We start from the raw sequence: 25,923 nt of genomic DNA, 5'->3' as shown, positions 1-25,923 counted from the left end.
CCGCTGGAACGTGGCTTACTTCATCACCTCCACCGCCGCCGTGCTGCGGGCGCTGCCCTTGTCGCGGCGCAGATAGCGCATGCCGCGCTTGAGCAAGTGCTCCAGGTCATCGATGTAGGTGAACACCGCCGGTACCACCAGCAGGCTGAGCAAGGTCGACGTGATCAGTCCGCCGATCACGGCAATCGCCATCGGCGAGCGGAAGCTCGGGTCGGCGCCCCAGCCCAGTGCCAGCGGCATCATGCCGGCGCCCATGGCGATGGTGGTCATGATGATCGGGCGGCTGCGCTTGTGGCAAGCGTCGACCAGCGCCTCGAACCGTTCCATGCCGGCCTGGCGCGCCAGGATCGCATAATCGACCAGCAGGATCGAGTTCTTGGTCACGATCCCCATCAGCATGATCAGGCCGATCATCGATGGCATCGACAGCGCTTTGCCGGTCAACAGCAGGGCCACGAAGGCGCCGCCGATCGACAGCGGCAGCGCCGCCAGAATGGTAATCGGCTGCATGAAGTCCTTGAACAGCAGCACCAGCACGCCGTAGATGCACAGCACCCCGATCAGCATCGCCAGGCCGAAGCTGGCGAACAGCGCCTGCATCTCCTGGGCGTCGCCCAGTTCGGCGATCTTCACCGACGCCGGCAGGTTCTGCATCGATGGCAGCTTGCGCGCTTCTTCATTGACTTCGCCCAGCGAGCGGCCCGACAGCTCCACTTCCAGGGTGACGTTGCGGCTGCGATTGAGGCGGTCGATCTGCGCCGGACCGCTTTCCATCGTGATACTGGCGACGTTGTCGAGCATGACCGGGCCATTCTTGCCCGGCACCGTCAGCCGTCCCAGGGCCGACAGGTCGGCCCGCACCGCGTCGGGCAGCTTGACCCGGATCGGCACCTGGCGCTCGCTCAGGTTCATCTTGGTCAGCGCCGTGTCGTAGTCGCCGGCGGTGGCCACGCGCACCGTCTCGCCGATGGCCGCCGCGGTCACGCCCATGTCGGCCGCCTTGGCAAAGTCAGGACGCACGATGATTTCCGGACGCACCAGCGAGGCGCTCGAACTGACGTTGCCGATGCCCTTGAGCGTGCGCAGTTCGCGCTCCACCGCCTGCGCCGCACCGGTCAGCGCCACCGGATCTTCGCTGCGCAGCACCAGCTGCATCTTCACGCCGGTATCTTGCGGGCCCACGTTGAATTTGGCGCCGGGGATCTGATCGAGCCTGGTGCGGATCTGGCGTTCCAGCTGGTCCATCGATTCCTTGCGGTCGTTGCGGTGCAGCGTGGTCAGGGTCAGCACCGCGCGCCGCGCTTCGGCCGAGGCGCCCGGAGCGAACGCGTCGCCGCTCGAACCGCCGCCGATCGAACTGAAAATGCCTTTGATGCCCGGCACTTCCATCGCCGCCACGCGGGCCCGTTCGGCCACCGCGCGCGTCTCGGCCAGGGTGGAACCCGGCGGCAGTTCGACGTTGATCATGGTCTGGGCGCGGTCGGCCGGCGGCACGAAGCCGGTCGGCAGCAGCGGCACCAGCATGATCGAACCGACGAAGAACAGGGCCGAGCCGATCGCCGTCACCAGGCGGTGTTTCAGGCACCACTTCATGGCCGCCATGTAGCGCTGCATTATCCAGCCGTCTTTTTCCTCTTCGTGCGGCAAGTCCTTGAGGATGTAGGCCGCCATCATCGGCGTGAGCAGACGCGCCACCACCAGCGAAGCGAGGATCGCCAGCACCGCGGTCCACCCGAACTGCTTGAAGAACAGGCCCGGAATGCCGCCCATGAAGGCGGTCGGCAGGAATACCGCGACCAGCGCGAAGGTGGTGGCGATGACCGCCATGCCGATTTCATCAGCCGCTTCCATGGCCGCCTGCATCGGGCTTTTCCCCATGCGCAGGTGGCGCGAAATGTTTTCGATCTCGACGATCGCATCGTCCACCAGCACCCCCACCACCAGCGCCAGCGACAGCAGGGTCACGGTGTTGAGGGTGTAACCGAACCAGTACTGGCCCAGGAAAGCGGGAATCACCGACAGCGGCAGCGCGGCGGCGGCCACCAGGGTGGCGCGCCAGTCGCGCAGGAACCACCAGACAACCAGCACCGCCAGGATCGCGCCTTCGTACAGCAGTTCCATCGAGCCGTCGAAGTTTTCCTGCACCGGTTGGGCGTTGTCGATCACTTCCTTGATCGCCACGTTGGAATGCGCCGCCTGCAGCTCGGCGATGGCGGCGCGCGCGCCTTCGGCCACCGCGATTTCGCTGGCGCCCTTGGTGCGGAAAATCTCGAAGCCGACCACGCGCTTGCCATCCTGCTCGGCCACCGAACGCGGCTCGGCCACGGTGTCGGTCACGGTCGCGATCTGGTCCAGGCGCACGCGGCGTCCGTCCGGCAGCGGAATATCCATCGCCGCCAGCTGATCGGCCGTCTGCACGGTGGCGATGGTGCGCACCGATTGTTCGGCGCCACTCACGTCACCGCGTCCGCCCGGCGCTTCGCGCTGCACGCTGCGCAACTGGCGCGATACGTCCACCGCCGCTACCTGCAGCGCGGCCATGCGGGCGTCGTCGAGTTCCACGCGGATCTCGCGGAACACGCCACCGACGCGCTTGACCGCGCCCACGCCAGGTACATTCAACAGGCGCTTGGCGACCGAATTGTCGACGAACCAGCTCAGTTCCTGGTCGTCCAGCGGCACGCCGCCCTTGCCCGGCGCCGCGCTAGCGGTAAAGGTCATGATCACGCGGCCGGCCGTGGAGGCCTTGGTCACGGTCGGGTCGCGCATCTCGGCGGGCAGGTCGGCCTTGACCCGCGCCACCGCATCGCGCACGTCGTTCACGCCTTCTGCGATATTCTTCTCGAGGACAAATTCGACCGTCACGGTGGCCACGCCATCGAGCACCTTGGTGTAGATGTTCTTCACGCCTTGCAGCGTGGCGACCGAATCCTCGATCTTGCGCGCCACTTCCGTTTCCAGCTGCGCCGGCGCGGCGCCGTCGAGCGTGGCGGTGACGGTGACGATCGGCAGTTCGATATCCGGGAAATCCTGCACCGCGTTGGCCTTGTAGGCCAGCAGGCCGGCCAGGGTCAGCAACGCGAACAGCATGATCGCCGGTATCGGGTTCTTGATTGATAGGGATGAAAAATTCATGAAGGTTCCTTATTTGGCGGCGCTGGCCGGGGCCGAGGCCGCGGCAGGCACGTTGCGTACCAGATCGCCGTCATTCAAAAAGCCCGCGCCGCTGACCACGACCAGCGACTCGGCCGTCAAGCCCTTGGTCACTTCGATGCGCTCGCCCAGGCGCCGTCCCGCCTGCACCTTGAGCTGGCTGACGCGCCCGTCCTGGTTCAGGCGGAACACGTAGCTGAAGCCATCGCGCACCACCACGGCCTGCTGCGGCACGGTCATGGCGTCCGAGGTGCCCAGCTCGAACTGGCCGCTGGCGAACATGCCGGCCTTGAACGGCGCGTTGGCGCTGGTGGTCGCCGTAGCCGAGGGCAGGTCCACATACACCAGCGCGGAGCGGGTCTGCGGATCGATGGTCGGCGCGATCATGCGCACCTTGCCGGTCAGCTCGCTGCCATTGGCCGCCTTGACCACGGCGCTGGTGCCGGGCTTGATGCGCGCCAGTTCGGCCGCCGTGACTTCGGCGCGCCATTCCAGGCGGCCCTGGCGGATCATGCGGAACAGTTCCGTGCCCACGCCCACCACCGAGCCCACGGTGGCCGCGCGCGCCGAGATCACGCCGTCGTCGGGCGCGACCACCTGCGTGTATTTCAGGCGCAGCTGCTGCGACGACAGGGCCGCCCTGGCCGAGGCGATGCGGGCCTTGGCGGTCTGCTCGGCCGTCTTGTACTGGCTGATCTGCTGGGCCGACAGCGCGCCCGAGGTTTCCAGCGTGCGCGCGCGGGCTGCATTGGCCACCGCTTCGGCGGCATTCGCTTCCGCTTCGAGCAAGCCGGCGCGCGCCTGCGCCACGTCGGCGTTGACGGTATCGGCCGAGAATACGGCCAGTACCTGGCCCTTCCTGACCACGTCGCCGACGTTGACTTTCACGTCGGTCAGGCGCAGCCCGCCCGACTCGCTGCCAATCACCGCTTCCTGCCAGGCGGCCACGTTGCCGTTGGCGCCCAGCTTGATGGCCAGCGTGGCCGCCGACGGCTTGGTGGTGGTCACCGTCAGCGCCGGTTTCGGCGCCGCGTCTTTCTTGTCGTCGGCTGCGACCGAATTGGACGAGACGGCCATCAGGCTGCCGGTCGCCAGCACCAGGGTGCCGATCACCAGCGCGGCGGCCGGTTTGAGTTTCAGGTTTTTCAAAGTGTAGGGGGTATTGTTTTTCATGGTGTTCTATCCGTAGTCGTGTCGGGGCGGTCAGTTCGAGGCAGCGGTCCAGCCGCCGCCGGCGGCGCGGTACAACGCGACGGAGGCGGCGCTGCGTTCGCGCTCCAGGGTCACGACCGCGTTCTCGGCGGCCAGGCGGGTGCGGCGCGCGTCTTCCAGTTCGAGCAGGCTGCCCAGCCCATTCTTGTAGCGGTCTTCGGCGGCGCGGAAGGCTGCGCGGTAGCCGTCGAGCGCCACTTGCGCGTCGCCGCCGCGGTCGGCTGCGCTGTTCAGGTTCACCAGCGCCTGCTCGACCTCACTGACGGCGCGCCGCGCGCTGGCGCGGTACGACACCACGGCCGCTTCGTAGCGTGCCTTGGCCGCGTCCACGTTGGCGCTGCGCCTGCCGCCATCGAAGATCGGCAGCGTCAGCGCCAGCGGGCCGATGGTCCAGGTGTCGAGCTGGGTGTTCTCGCCGCCGCTGCGAAAATTCGCCGCGCCGATCGAGCCTCTCAGCGCCAGGCGCGGATAGCGCTGCGCCTGCGCGCTGCCCACGTCGAAGCTGGCCGCCGCCACTTCGCGTTCGGCTGTGAACACGTCGGGACGCTGGGCCAGCACCTGCGCCGGCAGGGCCGCGATGCCCAGCGGCGGCGGCGCGACCGGCGTGCTGGCCAGCAGGCGCGCGCGCAGGTCCGGCTCGTCGATCGCCGTCAAGGCCACCAGGGTCTTGATATCGATATCGCACAAGGCGCGCTGCAAGGTGGCGCGGCTCTTGCCTTCGGCCGCGCTGGCGCGGGCCAGGGCCGCCGTGGCGGGGGCCTGGAAGCCGGCATCGGCCGACAGGCCGGTCAGGCGGGCGGTGTCTTCGCGCGAGGCGGCGTCGAGCCGGGCCACCGCCAGCAACTGCTCGCACGCGCGCAGGCTGTAATACTGGTTGGCCACTTCGGCCGCCACCGCCACGCGCGCGTCATGCCAGCTGGCGCGCGCGCCGGCCAGGCGTTCCTCGCTCGCGTTGCGGGTGGCGCGGCCGCCGCCGAACAGGTCGATCTCCCAGGTGCTTTCCAGGCCCGCCTGGCTGGTGGTGCCGCCGGGCAGGGTGCTTTGCTGGTTGGCGCGGCTCACGCTCACGCTCGCGTCCAGCGACGGCGCCAGCGCGGCGCCGGCCGCGATGCGGTCGGCGCGCGACTGGGCGATGCGCGAACGCGCCGTGGCCACGTTGGGACTGGCCGTCTGCGCCGCCTCGACCAGCTGCACCAGCAGCGCATCGCCCTGCTGGCGCCACCAGCTGGAGAGATCGGTCAGGCTGCCGTTGTGCGGCAGCGGCGCCTGCCATTGCGGCGCCACCGGCGCCTCGGTCTTGCTTGGCGGCGCCAGCGCGCACGCTCCCAGCGTCAGCGGCAGCAGCGCCGCACTCAGTACATGGACTATCTTCATGCTTTCTTCTTTCGTGGCTTTGTAATCGGTTGTACGGCGCCGGCCTTGCGGCGCGCCAGTTCGGCGTTGACCATCGCCTCGCCGTAGTCGACCAGGCGCGCCATCCAGGCATCGATGGCGGCGTCGTTTTCCAGCAGGTGAGGGTTGATGCGGTCGATCACGTCGCGCGTGACCATCAATTGCACCGCCAAGCCGACCAGCGAGAAGGCCAGGCGCAGCACGTCGTCGTCCGGCGCGGGCATGCCCAGATGGCGTCCCAGCACCATCACCAGCGCCGCGTGGGCCGGCTTGATGCCGTTGTCGATTTCCTCGGCCCATATGCCGGTCGGTTCGAGCATTTCGCGAAACCACAGCCGCATCGACAGGCGCGCCAGGTCGCCGCGTTTCAGGTCGGCCATCATGACGCCGTAGAAGCTCTCCAGCGTTTCGCGCAAGGTGGCGTCGGGCGAGGTAAACAGGTCGGTGTTATGGTCGCAGCTGGGCGACGGCTCGGTGAAGGCGGCGCGGTACAGGCCCGCCTTGTCGCCGAAGTAGTAACTGATCGAGGCGATGTTGGTGCCGGCGGCCAGAGCAATCTCGCGGGTGGAGGTTTTGGCGAAACCCTGCTCGGCGAACAGGCGGATTGCCGTCAGCAGCAGCCGCTCGCGCGACTGGGCGCCGTCCGAGCGCGTGCGGCGCGCATCGTCGGCCAGTAAAGTCGGTGTTTTTTCCATCCCGCGATTTAATCACGAAAATCAAACGATTGATATAACTAAAGCGCTCGTTTTAACTAAACGGCCGCAACTTTACATTCGGGTTACATTGTGGACTACCTTGCATATGAATTAACGGGAACTTTTCGCCGGTTCGGGCGCAATACCTGTAAGGCGGGGACGTTCCCTGCCATTTTTCGATCGGCCTGCCCATGAAACCGACCTTGCTCGCCCTGTTCGCCGCCGCCACGCTGGTGACGGCGCGCGCCGACCCGCTGCCGCTGCCCGCGGCACAGGCCGCCGCGCATGTGCTTAACCGGATCGCTTTCGGGCCCGCGCCGGGGGACCTCGAACGCGTGACCCGCAGCGGCGTGCGCGCCTATATCGACAGCCAGCTCGAACCGGCGGCGCTTGCCTGGCCGGCCGCGCTGGACGAGCGCCTGGCCGCCCTGGAAACGCCCAACCGCAGCGCCGGCAAGACCCTGGGCGAATTCGAGGAAGCGCGCCGCAATGCGCGCGACGAGGCGCCAGCCGCGCTGGCACAGCGGCGCGCGCGGGTGGCCCGCATCGCCCGCGAGACGGCCGAAGCGCGCCTGCTGCGCGCCATCCAGAGTCCGCGCCAGCTGGAGGAAGTGATGGTCGATTTCTGGTTCAACCACTTCAACGTGGCCGCGTCCAAGGGCAGCGTGCAGGCCCTGGTTGCCAGCTACGAGCGCGATGCGATCCGGCCTTACGTGTTCGGCTCCTTCCGTCAGCTGCTCGGCGCCACCGCCAGGCATCCGGCCATGCTGTACTACCTCGACAACTACCTGTCGGCCGCTCCCGCACCGGCGAGCGCCAAAGCGAGTGGAAAGGGCAGGCCGCGCGGCCTGAACGAAAACTACGCGCGCGAACTGATGGAGCTGCACACGCTCGGCGTCGACGGCGGCTACACCCAGCGCGACGTGACGGAACTGGCGCGCATGTTCACCGGCTGGACTTTCAACCAGCGCGCCCTGATCGGCGAGGACCAGCTCTTCCGCTTCGATCCGCGCCGCCACGACCAGGGCGCCAAGACCTGGCTCGGACGCGCGGTGCCGGCGCAGGGCCAGGCCGAAGGCGAAATGGCGCTCGACGTGCTGGCCGTCCATCCGGCCACGGCGCGCCACCTGAGCTACAAGCTGGCCCAGTACTTCGTGCAGGACGAGCCGCCGCCGGCGCTGGTCGAACGCATGGCGCGCACCTGGCAGGCCAGTGACGGCGACATCCGCGCCGTGCTGCGCGTGCTGTTCGCCAGCGATGAATTCATGGCGCCGGCCAGCGTCGGCGCCAAGTTCAAGACCCCGTATCAATACGTGGTGTCGGCGGCGCGCGCCAGTGCCGCGCCGCTGGGCGACATCGGACCGCTGCTCGGCACCATGAGCCAGCTCGGCATGCCGCTGTACGGCTGCCAGACCCCGGATGGATACAAGAATACCGAGGCGGCCTGGATGAATCCCCATGCGCTGACCCGGCGCATCGTATTCGCCACGGCGCTCGGCGCGGGACGCCTGCCGCTGGGGGCGGGTGCGCAGCCGGCGCCGCTGCAGGCGGCCAGCTCGGTGACGCCGGCGCCGCTCGATCCGCAGCAGCTCGAGTCGACGCTCGGCGCCAGCGTATCGGCACGCACCCGGGACATGGTCGCGGCCAGTCCCATCGCGCTGCGGGCGGCGATGCTGCTCGGCGGCCCAGATTTCATGCAGCGCTAAGCGAAGGAACATCCATGCAACGCAGAGACTTTTTATCCTCGATGGCGCTGGGCGCAAGCCTGCTGGTGCCGGTCGGGCGCAGCGCCTGGGCCGCCAGCGGCGAGAGCGCCACGCTCCAGAAACTGATCGTCGTGATGCTGCGCGGCGCTGTCGATGGCCTGAACGTGGTGGCGCCGGTGGGCGACCCGAATTACCGGCGCCTGCGCCCCACCATCGGCCTCGAATTGCCGGGAGCGGAAGGCGGCGCGCTCGAGCTAGACGGCTACTTCGGCCTGCATCCCGCGCTCGCGCCGCTGCTGCCGCTGTGGCGGCAAAGGCAGCTCGCGTTCGTGCACGCCAGCGGCTCGCCCGACGACAGCCGCTCGCACTTCGACGCGCAGATCTATATGGAGAACGCCACGCCGGGGCGCAAGAACACGCCGGACGGCTGGATGAACCGGCTGGTGGCGGCGCTGCCGGGGGACTCGACGGCGAGCCGCGCGATGAGCATCGGCCCGCTCATGCCGCGCATCCTGAGCGGGGCGGCGCCGGCCATCAACCTGCCCAATGGCGCTGGCGGAACCCGTGCCGATATCCTCGACCGCCCGGCGGTGGGCGCCGTGTTCGACCAGCTCTATGGCGGCCATGCGCGGTTCGGACGGGCCTACGGCGAGGGCCGGGCCGCGCACAAGGAAGTCCTGCAGGCGGCGATGAGCCAGGAGATGCAGGCCGCCGACAACGGGGCGCCGCTGCCCAATGGCTTTCCCGACGATGCGGCGCGGCTGGCGGGCCTGATGCGGGGCGATCCGCGCATGCAGGTCGCCTTCATCGCGCTCGGTGGATGGGACACGCATGCCAACCAGGGCGCCGCGACCGGCCAGCTGGCCAACCGGCTTGCGCCGCTGGGACTGGGGCTGGCCACGCTGGCGCAGCGTCTTGGCCCGATGTTCGCGCACACGAGCATCATCGTGATGTCGGAATTTGGCCGCACCGCGCGCCAGAACGGCAACGCCGGCACCGATCATGGCCATGGCAACGCGATGTGGCTGCTCGGCGGGAAGGTTGCGGGCGGCAAGGTGTACGGCGACTGGCAGGGCGTGGGCGACGATGCGCTCAACGAAGGACGCGACCTGCCGGTGACGACCGATTTTCGCTCGGTGCTGGCGCAAGTGGCGGAAAAACACCTGGGCTTACCCGACAGGCAACTGGCGCGCTTGTTCCCGGACATGCCGCGCAAAGCGCCGGGGTTTCAATTATTCCAGGCATAAGCAGAATATTTGTATCCATGGAGCAACACAGTAGAAATACCGTATTGCAGTGCACCATAAATAAGAATATAGTGGATTTGTCTCCTCCAGTTTTCTCCGAAGATTGGATTGCCGCCCGCACCGTCAAGGTAGCGGGCGTTTTTTTGTTGGCGTCGAATCGATGGGGAATATTGGGCCGTGCCCCTCCCTTTTCATTGACCGCACACCGCAATCCGTCATTTCTGCCATTGGTAGAAATGACTTCCCACCTGCGCGGGAATGAAGGATCTAAGGATTATGCAAGTGCGCTGACGCGCATACGGGCTTTAGCGTTTTTCGCGCAGGGCGAGGGTGAAGGTGCTGCCGGTGCCGTAGTCGCTGGTGAAATAGAGGTTGCCGCCGAGGAGATTGGCCAGGTTCTGGCACAGGTACAGCCCCAGTCCGGCGCCCTCGGCATGCCGGGTCGAGGTCGAATCGAGCTGCGAAAATGCCTGGAACAGCTTGGACTGGTCTTCCGGCTTGATGCCAGCCCCGCTGTCGGTCACGCTGAACTCCGTGAGCAGCTGGCTCGCATCGAGCCGTTGCGAAAGCGCTACTTTCACCGTTCCCTGGTCCGTAAACTTGATCGCGTTATTAACCAGGTTGATAATGATCTGGGTCAGGGCGCGCCGGTCCGAATCGATCACGATCGCCTCGCCCGGCAGTTCCACCGACAGCGCCAGCCCCTTTTGCGCCGCCAGCGGACGCAGGGTGTCGGCCGTATGGTTCAGCAGGTCCTGGCACTGCACCCGCTCCAGCGCCAGGGTCACCTTGCCGGCCTCGATCTTGGCGACATCGAGAATGTCGTTGATCAGCGAGAGCAGATGGCGCGCGCTCGACCGGATGGTGTTGAGCTGCTTGTCCTGGTCGGGCGTGAGCGGCCCCGGAAGCTTCATCAGCAGCGCCCCGGTAAAGCCAATGATGGCATTAAGCGGGGTGCGCAGCTCATGCGACATATTGGCGATGAAGGCCGACTTCATGCGGCTCGCCTCGGCCAGCTCCAGATTCTTGAGCGCGATTTCGCGGTTGATGGTTTCCAGTTCGGCCGCATGGTGGGCCAGGCGCATATTGAGTTCGATCACCTGGCGCTCGCGCGCCTGCAGCTCGCTGTTGACCTGCACCGCCTGCTCGTAGGTCGAAATGAGCAGGTCCAGAATTTGCTGGCGCCCGGCGTTGATGAAGTGCTTCTGGTTGCCGAGGTAGAGCGCGATGCCCGCTTCCACCTCTTGCGGCGGCCCTTCGCGCAGGCGCAGGTTGAGCAGCATGTGGCTGATCCTGCTGAGCAGGTAATCCTCGGCGTAGGGCTTGCGCACGAAATTGTCGGCGCCGCACTCGATGCCGCGGATGATGTCCTTGGGGTCGTTCAGCGCCGTCACCAGGATGACCGGTATCTCGCGCAGGGCCGGGTCGGACTTGATGGTGCGGCATAACTCGTAGCCGTCCATCTCGGGCATGATGATGTCCGACAGGACCAGATCGGGCATTTGCTCGCGGATCAGGGCAAGGGCGAGCTGGCCGTTGAGCGCCACGCGTACCCGGTACGCCTTGGACTGGATCAGACGTCGCAGGCGCTCGGCCTGGGTCGGGCTGTCTTCGACGATCAGTATCTCGAATTCTTCTGGCTGGATTTGGTACGTCGAGTCCACAACATGGCTCCTTGCACGGCGGCTGCGTTCACACGACTATATCGGATTTGTCGCGCGACATGGTAAATTTACAGCCTCGATCATGTCACTGTTTTTTACTCCGTGTCGCCCTGGAAGCCTCCCGTGCGCCAGGTCAGCACCAGGGTGTCGCGGTGGCCGTTCTCGCCGTCGGGCTGGATCGGGGTCGATTCGTGAATCACGGTGGCGTCGTCGAGCAGGATCAGGGTCCACGGTTCGAGCATGGTGAAGCGCTTGCCGTCCGGGCCCGCAGCCTGGAAAATGCGCGTTTCGCCCCCCTTGATATGGCTGCGCCCGACCAGCAGCACGGCGACGAAATCGACGCCGTCGCGGTGCGCGCCTTCCGGGGTAGGGCGGCCGATGCCTTCGAGCGTATCGATGCGAAACTGGTGCGCTTCCACATGCCAGGGATGGCCCGCACGCACGCGCGAGCAGGCGTCGCCCAGTGCGCGCAGCAGCTTGCCCCACGCGGGCAGCGCCACCGTGGCCGGATCGACCGGCTCGAACAGGCGGTGCATGCCGCCGTGCAGCGCGTTGTATTCGACCGGCTGCCAGTGCGCGCGATGCGCGGTCTGGGTCAGCGTGGCGCCATCCTGGATGAAGCAGGAGTGGCGCCGGCGCCGGTAATTGCCGCCGTCCTTGAGGTAGTTGTCGGGCGCGAGCTGGTCCCAGCTGGCGACCAGGGTATTGAGTTCATCGAGGCTGCAGCCAGCCAGGGTGGCCACGTCGGCGGGGCGCAGCAGGGCGTAGCCGCTGCCGCGCAGCGCGTCGGTGAGCTGGGCGATATCGGTAAAAGGTGGCGCGTGTGTTGTCATCCCGATAGCGTAGCATTTTTTGCCGCAGGCCGTCAGGGGCGGCCCCTCACCACTTCTTCACAAGGGTCAGCCGCAGCGAGCGCGATTCGGCGGGGTGAAAGTGCACGTCCTGGCGCGCTTCGCTTTCGTTTCGCAGGCGCGACTCATAATAATAGGCAATGGCCGCATTGCGCCGGTTGGTCAGGTTGAAGCCTTCGATCTCGAGCAGCAGGCCGCTGGCGAGGCGGTAGCCGATGCGGCCGTTCATCGTGGTGCTGCCCGGCGCGCGCACGCTGTCGTCTTCGATGAGCGGGCGCGCGCCCACGTAGCGCAGGCGCAGCGCGCCGGACCAGGGACCCCGCTCGACCGTCAGCGCGAACTGGCCCACGCCCTCGACCGCGCCGATGCGGTCCTCGCCCGTGGCGACGCCGCGCGCGCGGGCTTTGGCGAACGCCAGGTCGAGGTCGAGCGCGAGCCATTTGAACGGCTTGTAGTAGTTCGACAGCTCGATGCCGGTACGGCGGCTCGCGGGGCCGGCTTCGGTGTTGCCGGCGTCGCCGACGAACACCAGTTCCGAGTCGATGTCGAGGCGGTACAGCGACAGCGCGCTTTGCAGTTTTGGCAGCAGTTCGCTGCGTACGCCTGCCTCCAGCCCACGCGTGCGCGCCAGGCCCGGTGCCGGGGCGACCCGGTCCACCGTGCCGCGCGCATCGTTACTGTGAAAGCCATTGCCCGCATTCAGATACCACTCGGTTTGCGCCCACGGACCGAGAATCAGGTTCAGCGATGGACTGAGCTGGCGGTCGCGCGAGCGTGCGAAGCCGAGGGCGTCGCGTGCGGAAAAGCGGTAGGTGTCGGCGCGCACGCCGGCCACACTGCGCAGCTTGTCGCTCCAGCGCACCTGGTGTTCCGCGAACAGGCCAAGACTCGATTCCACCACGTGGTCTTCGCGCGTGGTGGAGAGGCGTTCGCGCCGGCGTGTGTTGTACAAGCCATTGAAGATGTTGTCGTTCTGGAGCTGCAGGCCGATGGTCAGGTCGGCATTGATCCCGGTGCCGTGGCCATGCCAGGTGTGGGTCGCATCGACGCCGCTGGTCACGCGCCGGTCCGGCTGGCTGAACTGGTCGCCATTGACCGGATCGTTGAGGAAGTAGGTGAAGTTCGAGTACAGATCGAGCTGGTTGCGGATGACGTAGGCGTTGACCTTCGACGCTTCGGCGGCGCCGGTGCGGCGCCACACGCCTGACACGCTGTAGCGGCGCGCCTGGCCGCCGTCGCTGTCGTCGATGGCGTCGAAGCGTCCCAGCGTGCCGTTATCGATGGCGCGCTGGGGAATCTGATCGGTCGCGTTCCAGCCGGCGCGGTACGCCATGGCGCTGATGCTGAAACCGTTGTTGGCGTAGCCCTGGCTGTAGCGCAGCACGGCGTTGACCTTGCGGTAGTTGTCCGGACGGGTGAACGGGCCGTCATTGTGCAGCACTTCCAGCGCGTACAGCAGGTTGCCGGCGAGCGCGTCGGGCGAGCCGGCCAGCAGGGTTCTAGCAAAGCCATTCTGGCCGATGCTGGCGCTGGCGGTCGTTTGCGCCAGCCGGTTGGCGTAGGTGATGGCCGCGGCGCCGGCCGAGGCAAAGTCACCGTCGCGCGCCGAGTACGGGCCTTTGCGGTAGTCCAGGCGCGCCGCCAGTTCGGGAATCAGGAAATTGAGGTCGGTCCAGCCCTGGCCATGGGCGTGGCTGCGCTGGTTGACCGGCATGTCGTCGACGGTGGTGCGCAGGTCGGTGCCATGATCGAGATTGAAACCGCGCAGGAAGAACTGGTTGGCCTTGCCCTCGCCGCTATGCTGGGTGGCGACCAGCCCGGGCGCCGCTTCGAGCAGCTCGCCCGGGCGGTACACGGTGCGCATTTCCAGCTGCTTCTGATTGACGCTGCCGGCATTGGCCGAATCGGCGATGCCCAGCTGGCTGGCGCGCGAGCCGTCGATCAACACACGCTGCAACACAAGGTCGTCGGCGCGCGCCGGCAGGTGGCACAGCATTAGGGACAAGGCGAAAGGGGTGAGGCGACAGGTGTGGTGCATGAGTCAGGGAAGCAGCTGTTCTGTCTTGTTGCGATCAAAGGTGAGGGTGCCGATTTTGCCGCCATGATTGACGTTGACGGTGTTGACCTGATCGGGCAAAAAATCGGACAGAACTTCATCGTGCACGCGCACAGCGCTGGCCAGCGGCGTCTTTTCGATTTCCTGATAAATCACCACGCTCTCCACATTGGTGGTCACGCCGACCCAGCGCAGCGGCAGGCGCGATTTGTCGGCGGCCAGCAGGTAGAACTGCTTGTCGACGTACTTGCGCAGCACCGCTTCGTCCTGCGGGTCGGAGAGGTCGAACTGGCGCTGATACAGATTGGCCAGCAGCGCCTCGATATCGTGCGCCATGTAAGTGTGGACCACTTCAATGCTGCCGGTGCCCGGGTTGAACGAGATGTCGGTGATCCCGGCGTGGAAGCGGTGCGCCTGCGCAGCCAGGCAGGCGCCGGCCAGCAGCGCGCCGAGCACGAGGCGCCGCATCATTGGGCCGCCTTTTTATCCTTGGCGTCCTTGAGTTTCAGCGGTGTGTTGAAGTCCTTCATCAGATCATCCTTGGTGCGGTCGGTCTTGAACAGCTCCAGGCGCGATGGCGTGATCTTGCGTGGCCAGGCGTTGTTGCTCACGTCCGTGTCGGCGGTTTCCCAGTACGGGTCCTGGGTCAGGCCCACCATCGGTTCGTCGGTGACGATCAGCTTCGTGATCTTCTTCGACGAGTAGCGCCACACTTCGGCCGGAATGCGCTCGATGTATTTTTTGCCGGACTTGAGTTCGATGTCGAGCACCAGCGGCGTCACCAGCCCGCCCAGGTTGGAAAAGTCGACCAGGTACAAATGCTTGCCCTGCGCGAGCAGTGCCTTTTCCCAGTCTTCCAGGCCCTCGATGGACTCGCTGTACTTGTTGCGGTCCTTGTTGGTGACGGTGAAGTCGTCATGTTCGTTGTAGAAGTCCTTCAGTTCCGGATGCGCATCGATACGGCGCGGCGTGCCCTTGTCGCGCTGGCTCGTCACCGACACCGGCTCGGCATCCTTCCGCGCCTTTTTCCAGGCTTTCTCGATTTCCGGATTCTTGGTGCTCACGCCGTACTCGGTGATGCCGTCCACGCTCACGTCCACCGCGTCGGTCGTGTAGAACCAGCCGCGCCAGAACCAGTCGAGGTCCGTGCCGGAAGCATCTTCCATGGTGCGGAAAAAATCGGCCGGGGTAGGGCGCTTGAACTTCCAGCGCTGCGCGTATTCGCGGAAGGCGAAGTCGAACAGCTCGCGCCCGAGCACCGTTTCGCGCAGCACGATCAGCGCGGTGGCCGGCTTGGCGTAAGCGTTGTTTCCACGCTGGAGAACTGATTCCGAGTTGGTCATCACCGGCACCTGGTTCTTGCTGCGCATGTAGTCGACGATGGCGCGCGGATCACCGCGCGTGTCGGGGAAGTCTTCTTCCCAGGCGCGCTCGGACAGATACTCCAGGAAGCTGTTGAGGCCCTCGTCCATCCAGGTCCACTGGCGCTCGTCGGAGTTGACGATCATCGGGAAGTAGTTGTGGCCCACTTCATGGATGATCACGCCGATCAGGCCATACTTGGTGCGCCTGGAGTAGGTCAGTTCACCGGTCTTCTTGTCCTTGACCGGACGCGGACCGTTAAACGAAATCATCGGGTATTCCATGCCGCCCACCGGACCGTTGACCGAAATGGCGATCGGATACGGATAATCGAAGGCGTACTTGTTGTACTGCTCGATGGTGTGGACGATGGCCTGGGTCGAATAGCGCTCCCACAGCGGATTGCCTTCCTTGGGATAGTAAGACATCGCGATCACGTCGGTGCCGCCCTTCTTGTAGCCCTGCGCATCCCAGATGAACTTTCGGCTGCTGGCAAAGGCGAAATCGCGCACGTTGGCTGCCTTGTAGTGCCAGGTCTTGCTGGCGCTGCTGCGCGTCTTTTCGGCCGCTTCCGCTTCGTTCTGGGTGACGATGAGCACCGGTTTGCTGCTGGTGCGAGCCTTTTTCAGGCGCTCGCGCTGGGTCGCGGTCAGCACAGCGCCCGGATTTTGCAGCTCGCCCGTGCTGGCCACGATATGGTCGGCCGGGACGGTCAGTTCGATGTCGTAGTCGCCGAATTCGAGCGTGAATTCGCCGTCGCCCAGGTACTGCTTGTTCTGCCACCCGGCCGCATCGTAGTAGGCCGCCATGCGCGGATACCACTGCGCGACCTCGAACAGATCGTTCTTGTCTTCCTCGAATTTTTCGTAACCGGAGCGGCGCCCCAGCACATTCATTTCGGGGATATTGAAATTCCACGCCATCCTGAACGAAAAGCGCGTGCCCGGCTTCATTGGCTGCGGCAGGTCGATCCGCATCATGGTTTTGTTGATCGTGTACCTGAGCGGCTGGCCGCCGGCATCGGTCAGGCCGGTGATATTAAAGCCGCCGTCGAAACCGCGGCTCTCGACGATGAAGCGCATCGCCTCGAACTTCATGCCGTCCGCCTCGGTCGCCTTGGCCCACGCCTCGCGCGACGGCACGGTGGCGATGGCACGGTTGTCCGAATCGGCGCGGAACATGTTCTGGTCCAGCTGCACCCACAGGTAGGACAGCGTGTCCGGCGAATTGTTGTGGTACGTGACCGTGCCGGCGCCGTCGATGCGGCGCTTCGCTTCGTCGAGCGTGGCGCGCAGCTTGTAGTCGGCGCGCTGCTGCCAGTAGGCGTGGCCGGGCGAGCCGGACGCGGTGCGCGTAATGCCGGGCGTGGGCAACAGCTCGTCGAGCTGGCGGAACTTGTCCTCAAAAGGCTGAGCCGCCGCGACCGAACAGGCGAGGCACGCGGCCAGGGCCAGGCAAAGGTGTTTGATGATCATTGTGCGGCCATTCAGTGCGAAAGGGCGGGCACGCGGTCGCGCCCGCCGGTGCTACTTGGTTTTCAACGGCGTGTTGAAGTCCTTCATCAGGTCGTCCTTGGTGCGGTCGGTCTTGAACAGCTCCAGGCGCGATGGCGTGATCTTGCGTGGCCAGGCGTTGTTGCTGTTGTCGATATCGGCCGTTTCCCAGTACGGGTCCTGGGTCAGGCCCACCATCGGTTCATCGGTGACGATCAGCTTCGTGATCTTCTTTGACGAATAGCGCCATACTTCCGCGGGAATGCGCTCGATGTATTTTTTGCCGGACTTGAGTTCGATGTCGAGCACCAGCGGCGTCACCAGCCCGCCCACATTGGAAAAGTCGACCAGATACAAATGCTTGCCTTTGGCGAGCAGCGCTTTTTCCCAGTCTTCCAGGCCCTCGACCGCCTCGCTGTACTTGTTCCGGTCCTTGTTGGTGACGGTGAAGTCGTCATGCTCGTTGTAGAAGTCCTTCAGTTCCGGATGCGCATCGACGCGGCGCGGCGTGCCCTTGTCGCGCTGGGCCGTCACCGATACCGGCTCGGCATCCTTCTGCGCCTTTTTCCACGCCTTTTCGATCCCCGGATTCTTGGTGCTCACGCCGTATTCGGTCATGCCGTCCACGCTCACGTCGACCGCGTCGGTGGTGTAGAACCAGCCGCGCCAGAACCAGTCGAGGTCCGTGCCGGAAGCGTCTTCCATGGTGCGGAAAAAGTCCGACGGCGTCGGGCGCTTGAACTTCCAGCGCTGCGCATACTCGCGGAACGCAAAATCGAACAGCTCGCGCCCCAGCACCGTCTCGCGCAGCACGTTCAGCGCTGCCGCCGGCTTGGCGTAGGCGTTGTTCCCGAACTGCAGCAGCGACTCGGAATTGGTCATGATCGGCACCTGGTTCTTGCTGCGCATGTAGTCGACGATGGTGCGCGCTTCGCCGCGCGAGTGCGGGTAGTTTTCTTCCCACGCGTTCTGCGCCAGGCCCTGGATGAACGTGTTCAGGCCCTCATCCATCCAGGTCCACTGGCGCTCGTCGGAGTTGACGATCATCGGGAAGTAGTTGTGCCCCACCTCGTGGATGATCACCCCGATCAGGCCATACTTGGTGCGTTTCGAGTAAGTCAGTTCACCGGTCTTCTTGTCCTTAGTCGGGCGCGGACCGTTAAACGAAATCATCGGGTACTCCATGCCGCCGATCGGGCCATTGACCGAAATCGCCGCCGGATACGGATAGTCCAGCGAATACTTGTTGTACTGTTCGATGGTGTGGACGATCGCCTGGGTCGAATACTTTTCCCACAGCGGATTGCCCTCTTTCGGGTAGTACGACATGGCCATCGTATCGGTGCCGCCCTTCTTGTAGCCTTGCGCGTCCCAGATGAACTTGCGGCTGCTGGCGAAGGCGAAATCGCGCACGTTCTTCGCCTTGTAGTGCCAGGTGCGGGTACCGCTGGCGCGCGACTTCTCGGCCGCCTCGGCTTCCTGCTGGGTGACGATGATCACGGGCTTGTTGCTGGTGCGGGCCTTTTTCAGGCGCTCGCGCTGGGTCGCCGTCAGCACCTCGCCCGGGTTTTGCAGTTCGCCCGTGCTGGCCACGATATGGTCGGCCGGGACGGTCAGCTGTACGTCGTAGTCGCCGAATTCCAGCGTGAATTCGCCAGCGCCGAGGAACTGCTTGTGCTGCCAGCCATACACGTCGTAATAGGCGGCCATGCGCGGGAACCAGTGGGCGATTTCGAACAGGTCGTTCTTGTCGTCGAATTTTTCGTAACCGGTGCGCCCGCCCTGGACCTTGGCGTCGTTGATATTGAAGCTGAAGTCGATGTGGAACGACAGACGCGCGCCCGGCTTCATCGGCTGCGGCAGGTCGATCCGCATCATGGTCTTGTTGATCGTGTAGCGCAGCGGCTTGCCGTCCGCGCCCTTGACCGCGCCGATGGTGAAGCCGCCCTCGAAGCCGGGGCTTTCGAGCAGCGAGCGCATGCCATCGAAGCGCATGCCGTCTTCGTCGCTGCGCGCCTTGGCCCAGGCGTCGCGCGAGGCCACCGTGGCCGACATGCGCGCGTCCGAATCGGGCTTGAAGATATTCTGGTCCAGCTGCACCCACAGGTAAGTCAGGGTGTCGGGCGAGTTGTTGTAGTACGTGACCGTTTCGGTCGCGCTGATGGTGCGCTTGTTTTCATCGAGGCGCGCGCGGATCGTGTAGTCGGCGCGCTGCTGCCAGTAGGCGTGCCCGGGAGCGCCGGCCGCGTTGCGGATCGTGTTCGGCGTCGGCAGCACTTCCTCGAGCTGGCGGAACTTGTCGTCGAACGGTTCGGCGGCCGAGGCGATGCCCGACACGAAGAACAAAGCCGCTAGGCTCACCGGGATACGGATCATGTTGTCTCTGACTTTTCTCGTGAAAAAGAGGAAGTATTCTAAACGTACCGATTAGTCAATTGTTTCAGGGAATTGTAAAAAACCTGAAACATACACGCGGGTGCAGGCTATGATTGTTGAGGCCGATTATTGTGGCCGATTGTTGCGGCGTATGCGCGGGGAGGCGAGGCGGAATGGAAATGAACTTCAAGGCGAGCATCCTGATTGTCGATGGCGTATCCGACAACCTTGTGCTGATGGAAGAGCTGCTGCAGGAGCGCTACCACGTGCGCCTGGCGCGCAGCGGCGAAGACGCGCTGCGCATCGCGCAGCAGGCGCCGCGGCCGGATTTGATCGTGCTCGGTGGCGCGCTGGCCGACAGCGACAGCCTGCGCGTGTTTCAAGGCTTGAAGTGCCAGGTCCTCAGTGCCGACACGCCCGTGATCATGCTCATTCCAGACGGTGGCGCGCAGCTTGAAGAGCGCGCGTGGCGCGACGGCGTGGCCGACGTGGTGCAGCAGCCGTTCGTCGCAGGGGCGCTGCTGGCGCGGGTGGCCACGCAGTTGCGCCTGCGCGCGGCGGGCGCCATGCTCAGGGACCAGCACAGCCACTTCGAGCACCTGGTGGCCGAGCGCGTGCGCGACGCCGGCTTGATGCAGGATGCCACGGTGCTGGCGATGGCGGTGCTGGCCGAGTCGCGCGATCCTGGCGTGGGCCAGCATCTTCTGCGCACGCAGCATTACGTGATGGCGCTGGCGCGCGAGCTGCGTTTTGTGTCGGCCTGCACGGCCGAACTGACCAACGAAAATATCACCCTGCTGCACAAGGCGGCGCCGCTGCACGACATCGGCAAGGTGGGCGTGCCGGATGCGGTGCTGCTCAAGCCGGGCAAGTTGAGCGACAGTGAATTCGAGTTGATGAAACTGCACACCGTGTACGGGCGCGATGCGATCGCCGGCGTGGAGCGCACGCTCGGCGGCACCAATGGCTTTCTGCGTTACGCGCGCGAGATCGCCTATTCGCACCAGGAAAAGTGGGATGGTTCGGGCTACCCGCAAGGGCTGGCGGGGGACGCGATTCCGCTGTCGGCGCGGCTGATGGCGGTGGCCGACGTGTACGACGCCCTGATCACCGCGCGCGCCTACCGGCCTGCCTTCACGCACGAAACCGCGGTCGAGCTGATCCGCCAGGGCCGCGGCGAGCACTTCGATCCCGACGTCGTCGACGCGATGCTGGCCATCGAAGAGCGCTTCAAAGCCATCGCCGCCGAATTTCCCCCCCCCTGAATCGGGGTCAGAGCTCTGATTAGAAACTTTTTTGTTGCTTAACCGGGGTCAGAGCTCCGAATCGAAACTTTTTTGTTGCCTAACTGGGGCCTGACCCCGGTTAGGCAACAGTTTTGTACTCGCGCGGCCGATATTGTGGGGCGTCAGGCAATACATGGGTGAATTTGCACTCCATTTGCGTATGCCGCCCAACGTTTCGCCGTCAAAACGGCCTGATCCCCGTTTTCCGGTTTTATAACCGACTGTCTTGGTGCAATGTTTCGAGTCAGAGCTCTGACCCCGGTTGTAGGAGGTTTGATGGTTGTTGTGGGAGGCTGGAAGTGTTGTTGGGCCGCGCCAGTTGTGCGATTTCCGCATGCCAATATGCTATAGTCAATTCGCATACCCGGGCCGCGCCCGGCCTTCGGTACAACGTGGAGCGAACCGATGCGGACTCAAGGATACCTGGCCTTCGTAGTCGGTATTTGTCTGACCATGTGGACCTGCGTTGCCGTGCTCGATGCGCAGCAGGCGCGCATCTCGGCCATCTTCCAGCGCGATGCCGACAAGGTCGCCAGCGACACCAACGTGCGCCTGCAAACCTATTTCGACATGCTGCTCAGTATCAAGGGCGCCTTTGCCGTCAACGATAAGGTCGACCGCGAGCAGTTCGCCCGCTTTGTGCGCGAACTGAACCTGACCACGCGCTATCCGGGCTTCCAGGCCATTCAGTTCGTGCGCTACGTGCCAGCCGCCGACCTGGCCCGATTCACCGAGGCCGTGCGCAGCGATACGCGCCTTGCCGCCGCCGGCTATCCGGTGTTCAACGTGCATCCGCAGGTGACGCGCGCCGAGCACTTCATCATCGAATACACCGAGCCGCTCAAGGGGAACGAGAACGCCTTCGGCCTCGATCTGGCCGCGTTGCCGCCGCATCGGGCGGCAGTCGAATCGGGGCGCGACAGCGGCGAAATCGTCGCCACCGAGCGCATCATCCTGGTCCAGGACGATACCGGCCAGCCCGGCTTCGTGGCGCGCGCGCCGGTGTACCGCCAGAACATGCCCCTGACGACCGTGGCCGAACGGCGCGCCGCGCTGGTCGGCCTGGTGGCGATCGTGTTCCGCGTGAAGAACCTGATGCACGAGGTGATCGATCCGTCGCTCCTGAACCAGATGGCGTTTCGCATTCACGATGCCGGCAATGTGTCGGACGGTGCCAACGCACCCTATGCCGCATCGAATGTGATGTTCGATACCAGTGGCATGGGTGCGGCGCCGCTGCCGGGTTTTCAGACCGAGGCGCGCCTGAGCGTGGCGCAGCGCCAGTGGGTGATCCGCTCCCAGGCGCTGACCGGCAGCCGTTATAGCCGCGATGTACGGCCGGTGATGTTCATCGCCGCCGGCGGGCTGGTGATCAGCACCCTGATCGCGGCGCTGATGATCGCTTCGCGCCGCAGCCGCACTCTGGCGCAGCAGCTGCGCGTGACGCTCGACGAACAGCGCGCCTTCCAGGACAGCGCCAGCGTCGGCATCGCGCTGTTTTCGCACGGCGTGATCATGCGCTGCAACCGCGGCATGGAAGAGATGATGGGCTACGCGCCCGGCGAACTGGCGGGCAAGGAAACGCAGGTGCTGTCGAGCCCCGCGGCGGCCGGCGCGGCCGATCCGTTCGCGGTCGATCCGCAGACGCGGCGCTGGCAGGGCGAGCTGAAACTGCTGCGCAAGGATGGCAGCACGATCTGGTGTCTGATCAACGGCAAGGCGCTCGACGCATCGGACCTGTCCAAGGGCGGGGTGTGGGTGATCCAGAATATCAGCGACCGCAAACACACCGAGGCGGCCCTGGTCGACGCCAAGGATGGCCTGGAACACAGCCTGGCCGAACTCGAACAGCAGAAGGCCAACGTGGAAACGGCGCACCGCGACCTGTCGACGGTGCTGGCCACGCTCAAGCAGGCTCAGACGAATCTGATCACGTCGGAGAAAATGGCGTCGCTCGGCTCGCTCGTGGCGGGCATCGCGCACGAACTCAATACCCCGATCGGCAACAGCCTGCTGACCGCCACCGCGCTGGCCGACATGGTGGCCGACTTCGAGCGCAAGTACGCGGACGGCGGCATCAAGCGCTCGGCGCTGGAAGCGCACATGGCCGATACGCGCCTGGCGTGCGACATCATGGCCAGTTCGCTGCGCCGCGCGGGCGACCTGATTACTTCGTTCAAGCAGGTCGCGGTGGACCAGACCAGCGACCAGCGGCGCCGCTTCGACCTGTGCGATCTGGTGCGCGATACGCTGGCGACGTACGCGGCGCAGCTGCGCCGCGCCAACTGCGAAACGCGCATGGACGGCCCGGCCAGCCTGCTGCTCGACTCCTATCCGGGCAGCGTTGGGCAGGTGCTGTCGAACCTGATCAACAACGCGCTGCTGCATGCGTTCGAGGGGCGCCCGAGCGCGCTCATTACGATCACCGCGCGCGAAATCGAGGACGACCAGCTGCTGCTCATTTTCAGCGACGATGGCGTGGGCATGCCACCCAAGATCCTGCACCAGGTGTTCGATCCGTTTTTCACGACCAAGATGGGGCAGGGTGGCTCGGGCCTGGGGATGAACATCGTGTACAACATCGTTACCGGCATGCTGGGCGGAAGCATCAAGATCGAATCGTCGCCCGAGCACGGCACCAGCGTGACGGTCCGCATTCCGCGCAAGGCGCCCAACCGCGAGAGCGAGGCGGCCGACGTCAACATGCTGCTGATGTAAAGCTGCCCGGTTCAGGCGGCGTAGCGTTCCCTGAGCAGCCGCAGCATCGCCACGTTCAGGTCCCACGCATCCGAGAGCGGCTCGCCGCTGAACGGCATGCTCTGGGTGTAGGGCGCCGGGCCGAATTCGGGCGTGATCGTCATCAGTGCGGCGCCGGCCGCGCGGCGCAATGCGACGATGCGGTCCCACCATTGAAGATGACGCGCCAGCTCGGCGGCGAACTGCGGTGCGCGAAAGTCGCTCACCTGCGGCCCTTGCGCATGGCCGACGCGCGCGTGGATGTGGCGCACGTGCGGCAGGGTCGCCGCCAGCGTGGCCGGCTGGTCGTCCAGCAGCGATTCGCACGCGCAGCACCAGTGCGACAGGTCGGCCGTCAGTTCAAGCTCGGGCAGCTCGCGCAGATACGGCAGCAGCAGCATCGGATGGCCGGAAAAGCGGCTGCGGTGGATTTCGTGCACGATCGGCACGCCATGCTCGCGCGCGATGTGCCCGGTCAGCGCGATCAGCTCCAGGTTTTGTTCATGCGTATAAAAGTCCTTGCCCGTGTGCGTGTTGACGAACAGCGGACGCGCGGCGCAGGCATTGGCCAGGTAGGTCGCCAGCGCATCGCGGTGCGCATCGAACTCCGGGTGGAACACGGTTTCCCACTGCTGCGCGATGAGCAGCAGGCCGGCGTCGGCGATGCGCGCGCGCCAGTCGTCGCGCTGGGCGGCGTCGAGTGGCAACGACATTTCAATGCCGTCGAAACCGGCCGCCTTCACGCGCTCGATGAATACGCCAGGGGCCAGGTCGTTGCTGCCCCAGTGCGGGGCGAAGATGCGCATATCCATGAACTAGTCGAAGCCTCGCACCGGAAAGCTGGCATCGCGCTGGATCCAGTTCTGCGGCGAGTAGACAGTCGCGCCATCGGTCGCATGCAGGGTATAAGCGTGACGCGATACGGGCGAGCGGTTCGGCGCGCTGTAGTGCGGCAGCAGCCCGTGAAAACATACCAGGCTGCCGGCTTTCGCTTCAAGCGGCACGGCGGTGCTGTCGTCCGGCCACGGCATGGTGTCGAGCGTTTCCATCCTGATGGCGTCGCCATGGCGCACGAAGCGCTCGCGCAGCGGACCGCGGTGGCCGCCCGGTTCGACCCACAGGCAGCCATTCTCGATGGTGGCGTCTTCCAGCGCGAACCAGAAGGTGGTCACGCTGATCGGCGTGGTCTCGAAAAAAGTCGCATCCTGGTGCCAGCGTACTTCGCCGCCGATGCCGGGCTGCTTGAAGATGTACATCGATTGCCACACCTTGGGGTCGCTCAGCCCCAGGTCGCGTGCCACCGCGGCCAGCTTCGCGTCGCGCGAAAAGGCGTCGAACACCGGGTCGAGGTCGTGCAGCGCGTGGCCGATCTTGTTGATCGACAGGGCCTTTTCCTGACGCAGCTGGCCGTCCGCACCGAACGCTTCTTCTTCAAAAAAACAGCGGATGGTGTTGTCCGAGCGCAGGAAATACTCGTCCGTGGCGGTGGTCTGGTCGCGCGTGGTGAAGATCGACCGGCCCTGGGCTGGATCGAATTCGTTGACAATCTCGCCGGCGCGCTGGCGCAGCCTGGCAATCTCGTCCATTGTCTTGAAACCGGGGACGACGAGGTAGCCGTCGCGCTGGAACTGGTCGCGTTGTTCGGTGCTGAGCATGAAGGTGGCTCCTGCCATGATGGAAGCTGCCATTGTAGGGTTGGGCCCGCAGCGCCGCAATTGCTGGATCGGTTGACAGATTGTCGCCATCGGGTTGACAATCGGCCGCATGGACCAATTGCGCGCAATGGAGATTTTTGTCGAGGTGGCGCGCCTGCGCAGCTTTTCGGCCGCCGGGCGCCGCCTGGGACTGACGCGCGCCATGGTCAGCAAACATATCATGCAGTTGGAAAGCAAGCTCGATGCGCGCCTGCTGCACCGTTCCACCCGCGAAGTGAGCCTGACCGACGCCGGCCACGCTTATCTGGCGCCGTGCCTGGCGACGGTGGAGCAGGCGCGCGAAGCGGCGCGCGCCATCAGTCCCGCCGGCGCCGAGCTGGCCGGGGCGCTGCGGATCCAGGCGCCGTCCGGTTTCGGCAGCGCGTGGCTGGCCGATGCGGTGGCGCGTTTCAGCCTGCGCCATCGGCTGCTCACGCCATCGCTGTTCGTCGACGATGCGCTGCTCGACCCGATCCGCCACGGCTTCGACCTGACCATCCGCGTGGGCGGCATCCCGGACAGCAGCGGCCTGGCCATGCGCCGCCTGGCGCCCTGCCGCGGGGTGCTGTGCGCCAGTCCGGATTACGTGGCCAGGTGGGGCATGCCGCAAACGCCGGAAGCACTGCTCGATCACCAGTGCCTGCACTTCAGCCACCTCACCGACGGCACCAGCTGGCACTTCACGCGCGGGAGCGAGCGGCGCACGGTGCGCGTGAATGCCGGCTTCACGGCGAACAATGGACTGGTGCTGCAGCAGGCCGCCGAGCGCGGCCTGGGCATCGTCTACAACACGACCTTCCTGGCGTGGCAAAAGCTGATCGATGGCGCGCTGCTGCCGGTGCTGCCGGACTGGGAGCTGCCGCTGAACGACCTGTCGGCCCTGTACCCGGCCAGCCGCCAGCTATCGCCCAAGGTCAGGGCGCTGGTCGATTTCCTGGTGGAGGAATACCGCGTGGCGCCGTGGGACCTGGCCCTGGCCCGCGCCGGCATTCTGTAGTTA

The 25,923-nt window shown here is 65.4% G+C and carries 17 protein-coding genes; 5 read left to right on the top strand and 12 right to left on the bottom strand.

The features are described 5' to 3' along the window. Positions 1-15: 15 nt before the first annotated feature. The 4 genes from RBA40_RS22100 to RBA40_RS22085 are packed head-to-tail and all read right to left on the bottom strand — an operon-like array spanning position 16 to position 6,452. A complete protein-coding gene (locus tag RBA40_RS22100) occupies positions 16-3,135 on the bottom strand; it encodes an efflux RND transporter permease subunit (protein ID WP_306649977.1) in 3,120 nt (1,039 codons plus the stop codon). 9 nt (positions 3,136-3,144) lie between these two features. Next, positions 3,145-4,326 (bottom strand): efflux RND transporter periplasmic adaptor subunit, encoded by a 1,182-nt coding sequence (locus tag RBA40_RS22095; RefSeq protein ID WP_374710533.1) that lies wholly within the window; start codon positions 4,324-4,326, stop codon positions 3,145-3,147. Between the two features lie 30 nt (positions 4,327-4,356). After that, complete coding sequence (locus tag RBA40_RS22090; RefSeq protein WP_306649975.1) at positions 4,357-5,739, bottom strand: efflux transporter outer membrane subunit; 1,383 nt, start codon at positions 5,737-5,739, stop codon at positions 4,357-4,359. Next, a complete protein-coding gene (locus tag RBA40_RS22085; RefSeq protein WP_306649974.1) occupies positions 5,736-6,452 on the bottom strand; it encodes a CerR family C-terminal domain-containing protein in 717 nt (238 codons plus the stop codon). The genes RBA40_RS22090 and RBA40_RS22085 overlap by 4 nt, the downstream gene beginning before the upstream one ends. A 191-nt stretch (positions 6,453-6,643) precedes the next feature. On the opposite strand from RBA40_RS22085, the gene RBA40_RS22080 reads away from it, so the two are divergent. Together RBA40_RS22080 and RBA40_RS22075 are read left to right on the top strand one after the other, a co-directional pair. After that, positions 6,644-8,158 carry a DUF1800 domain-containing protein gene (locus RBA40_RS22080; protein ID WP_306649972.1) on the top strand — a complete coding sequence of 505 codons (1,515 nt, stop codon included), beginning with the start codon at positions 6,644-6,646 and terminating at the stop codon, positions 8,156-8,158. A gap of 14 nt (positions 8,159-8,172) precedes the next feature. Then, complete coding sequence (locus RBA40_RS22075; RefSeq protein ID WP_306649971.1) at positions 8,173-9,405, top strand: DUF1501 domain-containing protein; 1,233 nt, start codon at positions 8,173-8,175, stop codon at positions 9,403-9,405. A 305-nt stretch (positions 9,406-9,710) separates the two neighbouring features. On the opposite strand, the gene RBA40_RS22070 is transcribed toward RBA40_RS22075, so the two are convergent. From RBA40_RS22070 to RBA40_RS22045, 6 genes are all read right to left on the bottom strand, one after another. Then, positions 9,711-11,069, bottom strand: coding sequence for a hybrid sensor histidine kinase/response regulator (locus RBA40_RS22070; RefSeq protein ID WP_306649970.1), 1,359 nt, complete (start codon positions 11,067-11,069; stop codon positions 9,711-9,713). A 95-nt stretch (positions 11,070-11,164) separates the two neighbouring features. Next, entirely contained in the window at positions 11,165-11,902 is a 738-nt protein-coding gene (locus RBA40_RS22065) for a 2OG-Fe dioxygenase family protein (RefSeq protein ID WP_306649968.1), read from the bottom strand. A 46-nt stretch (positions 11,903-11,948) separates the two neighbouring features. Beyond that, positions 11,949-13,958, bottom strand: coding sequence for a TonB-dependent receptor (locus RBA40_RS22060; protein ID WP_306649966.1), 2,010 nt, complete (start codon positions 13,956-13,958; stop codon positions 11,949-11,951). 3 nt (positions 13,959-13,961) lie between these two features. Then, entirely contained in the window at positions 13,962-14,447 is a 486-nt protein-coding gene (locus RBA40_RS22055; protein WP_306649964.1) for a DUF6702 family protein, read from the bottom strand. Continuing rightward, entirely contained in the window at positions 14,444-16,813 is a 2,370-nt protein-coding gene (locus RBA40_RS22050) for a M1 family metallopeptidase (protein ID WP_306649962.1), read from the bottom strand. The genes RBA40_RS22055 and RBA40_RS22050 overlap by 4 nt, the downstream gene beginning before the upstream one ends. A gap of 51 nt (positions 16,814-16,864) precedes the next feature. Further along, a complete protein-coding gene (locus RBA40_RS22045; RefSeq protein WP_306649961.1) occupies positions 16,865-19,207 on the bottom strand; it encodes a M1 family metallopeptidase in 2,343 nt (780 codons plus the stop codon). 173 nt (positions 19,208-19,380) lie between these two features. Between RBA40_RS22045 and RBA40_RS22040 the strand changes: the two genes are divergently transcribed. Both RBA40_RS22040 and RBA40_RS22035 read left to right on the top strand, forming a co-directional pair. Next, positions 19,381-20,472, top strand: a complete 1,092-nt coding sequence (locus tag RBA40_RS22040) for an HD-GYP domain-containing protein (protein WP_306649959.1) — start codon at positions 19,381-19,383, stop codon at positions 20,470-20,472. 426 nt (positions 20,473-20,898) lie between these two features. Next, a complete protein-coding gene (locus tag RBA40_RS22035; RefSeq protein WP_306649958.1) occupies positions 20,899-23,211 on the top strand; it encodes a CHASE domain-containing protein in 2,313 nt (770 codons plus the stop codon). Positions 23,212-23,222: 11 nt separating this feature from the next. On the opposite strand, the gene RBA40_RS22030 is transcribed toward RBA40_RS22035, so the two are convergent. Both RBA40_RS22030 and RBA40_RS22025 read right to left on the bottom strand, forming a co-directional pair. Next, the gene (locus tag RBA40_RS22030) at positions 23,223-24,041 is read right to left on the bottom strand and encodes a sugar phosphate isomerase/epimerase family protein (RefSeq protein WP_306649956.1); all 819 of its coding nucleotides are present in this window, start codon (positions 24,039-24,041) and stop codon (positions 23,223-23,225) included. A gap of 3 nt (positions 24,042-24,044) precedes the next feature. Beyond that, complete coding sequence (locus RBA40_RS22025; protein WP_306649955.1) at positions 24,045-24,884, bottom strand: phytanoyl-CoA dioxygenase family protein; 840 nt, start codon at positions 24,882-24,884, stop codon at positions 24,045-24,047. 109 nt (positions 24,885-24,993) lie between these two features. Between RBA40_RS22025 and RBA40_RS22020 the strand changes: the two genes are divergently transcribed. Further along, positions 24,994-25,920, top strand: coding sequence for a LysR family transcriptional regulator (locus RBA40_RS22020; RefSeq protein ID WP_306649954.1), 927 nt, complete (start codon positions 24,994-24,996; stop codon positions 25,918-25,920). Positions 25,921-25,923 lie beyond the last annotated feature (3 nt).

It is taken from the genome of Massilia pseudoviolaceinigra (assembly GCF_030846505.1).
GTDB classification, from domain to species: domain Bacteria; phylum Pseudomonadota; class Gammaproteobacteria; order Burkholderiales; family Burkholderiaceae_D; genus Telluria_A; species Telluria_A violaceinigra.
The sequence above is the reverse complement of the archived record's forward strand: the minus strand, read 5'-3'. Positions and strand labels throughout refer to the sequence as shown.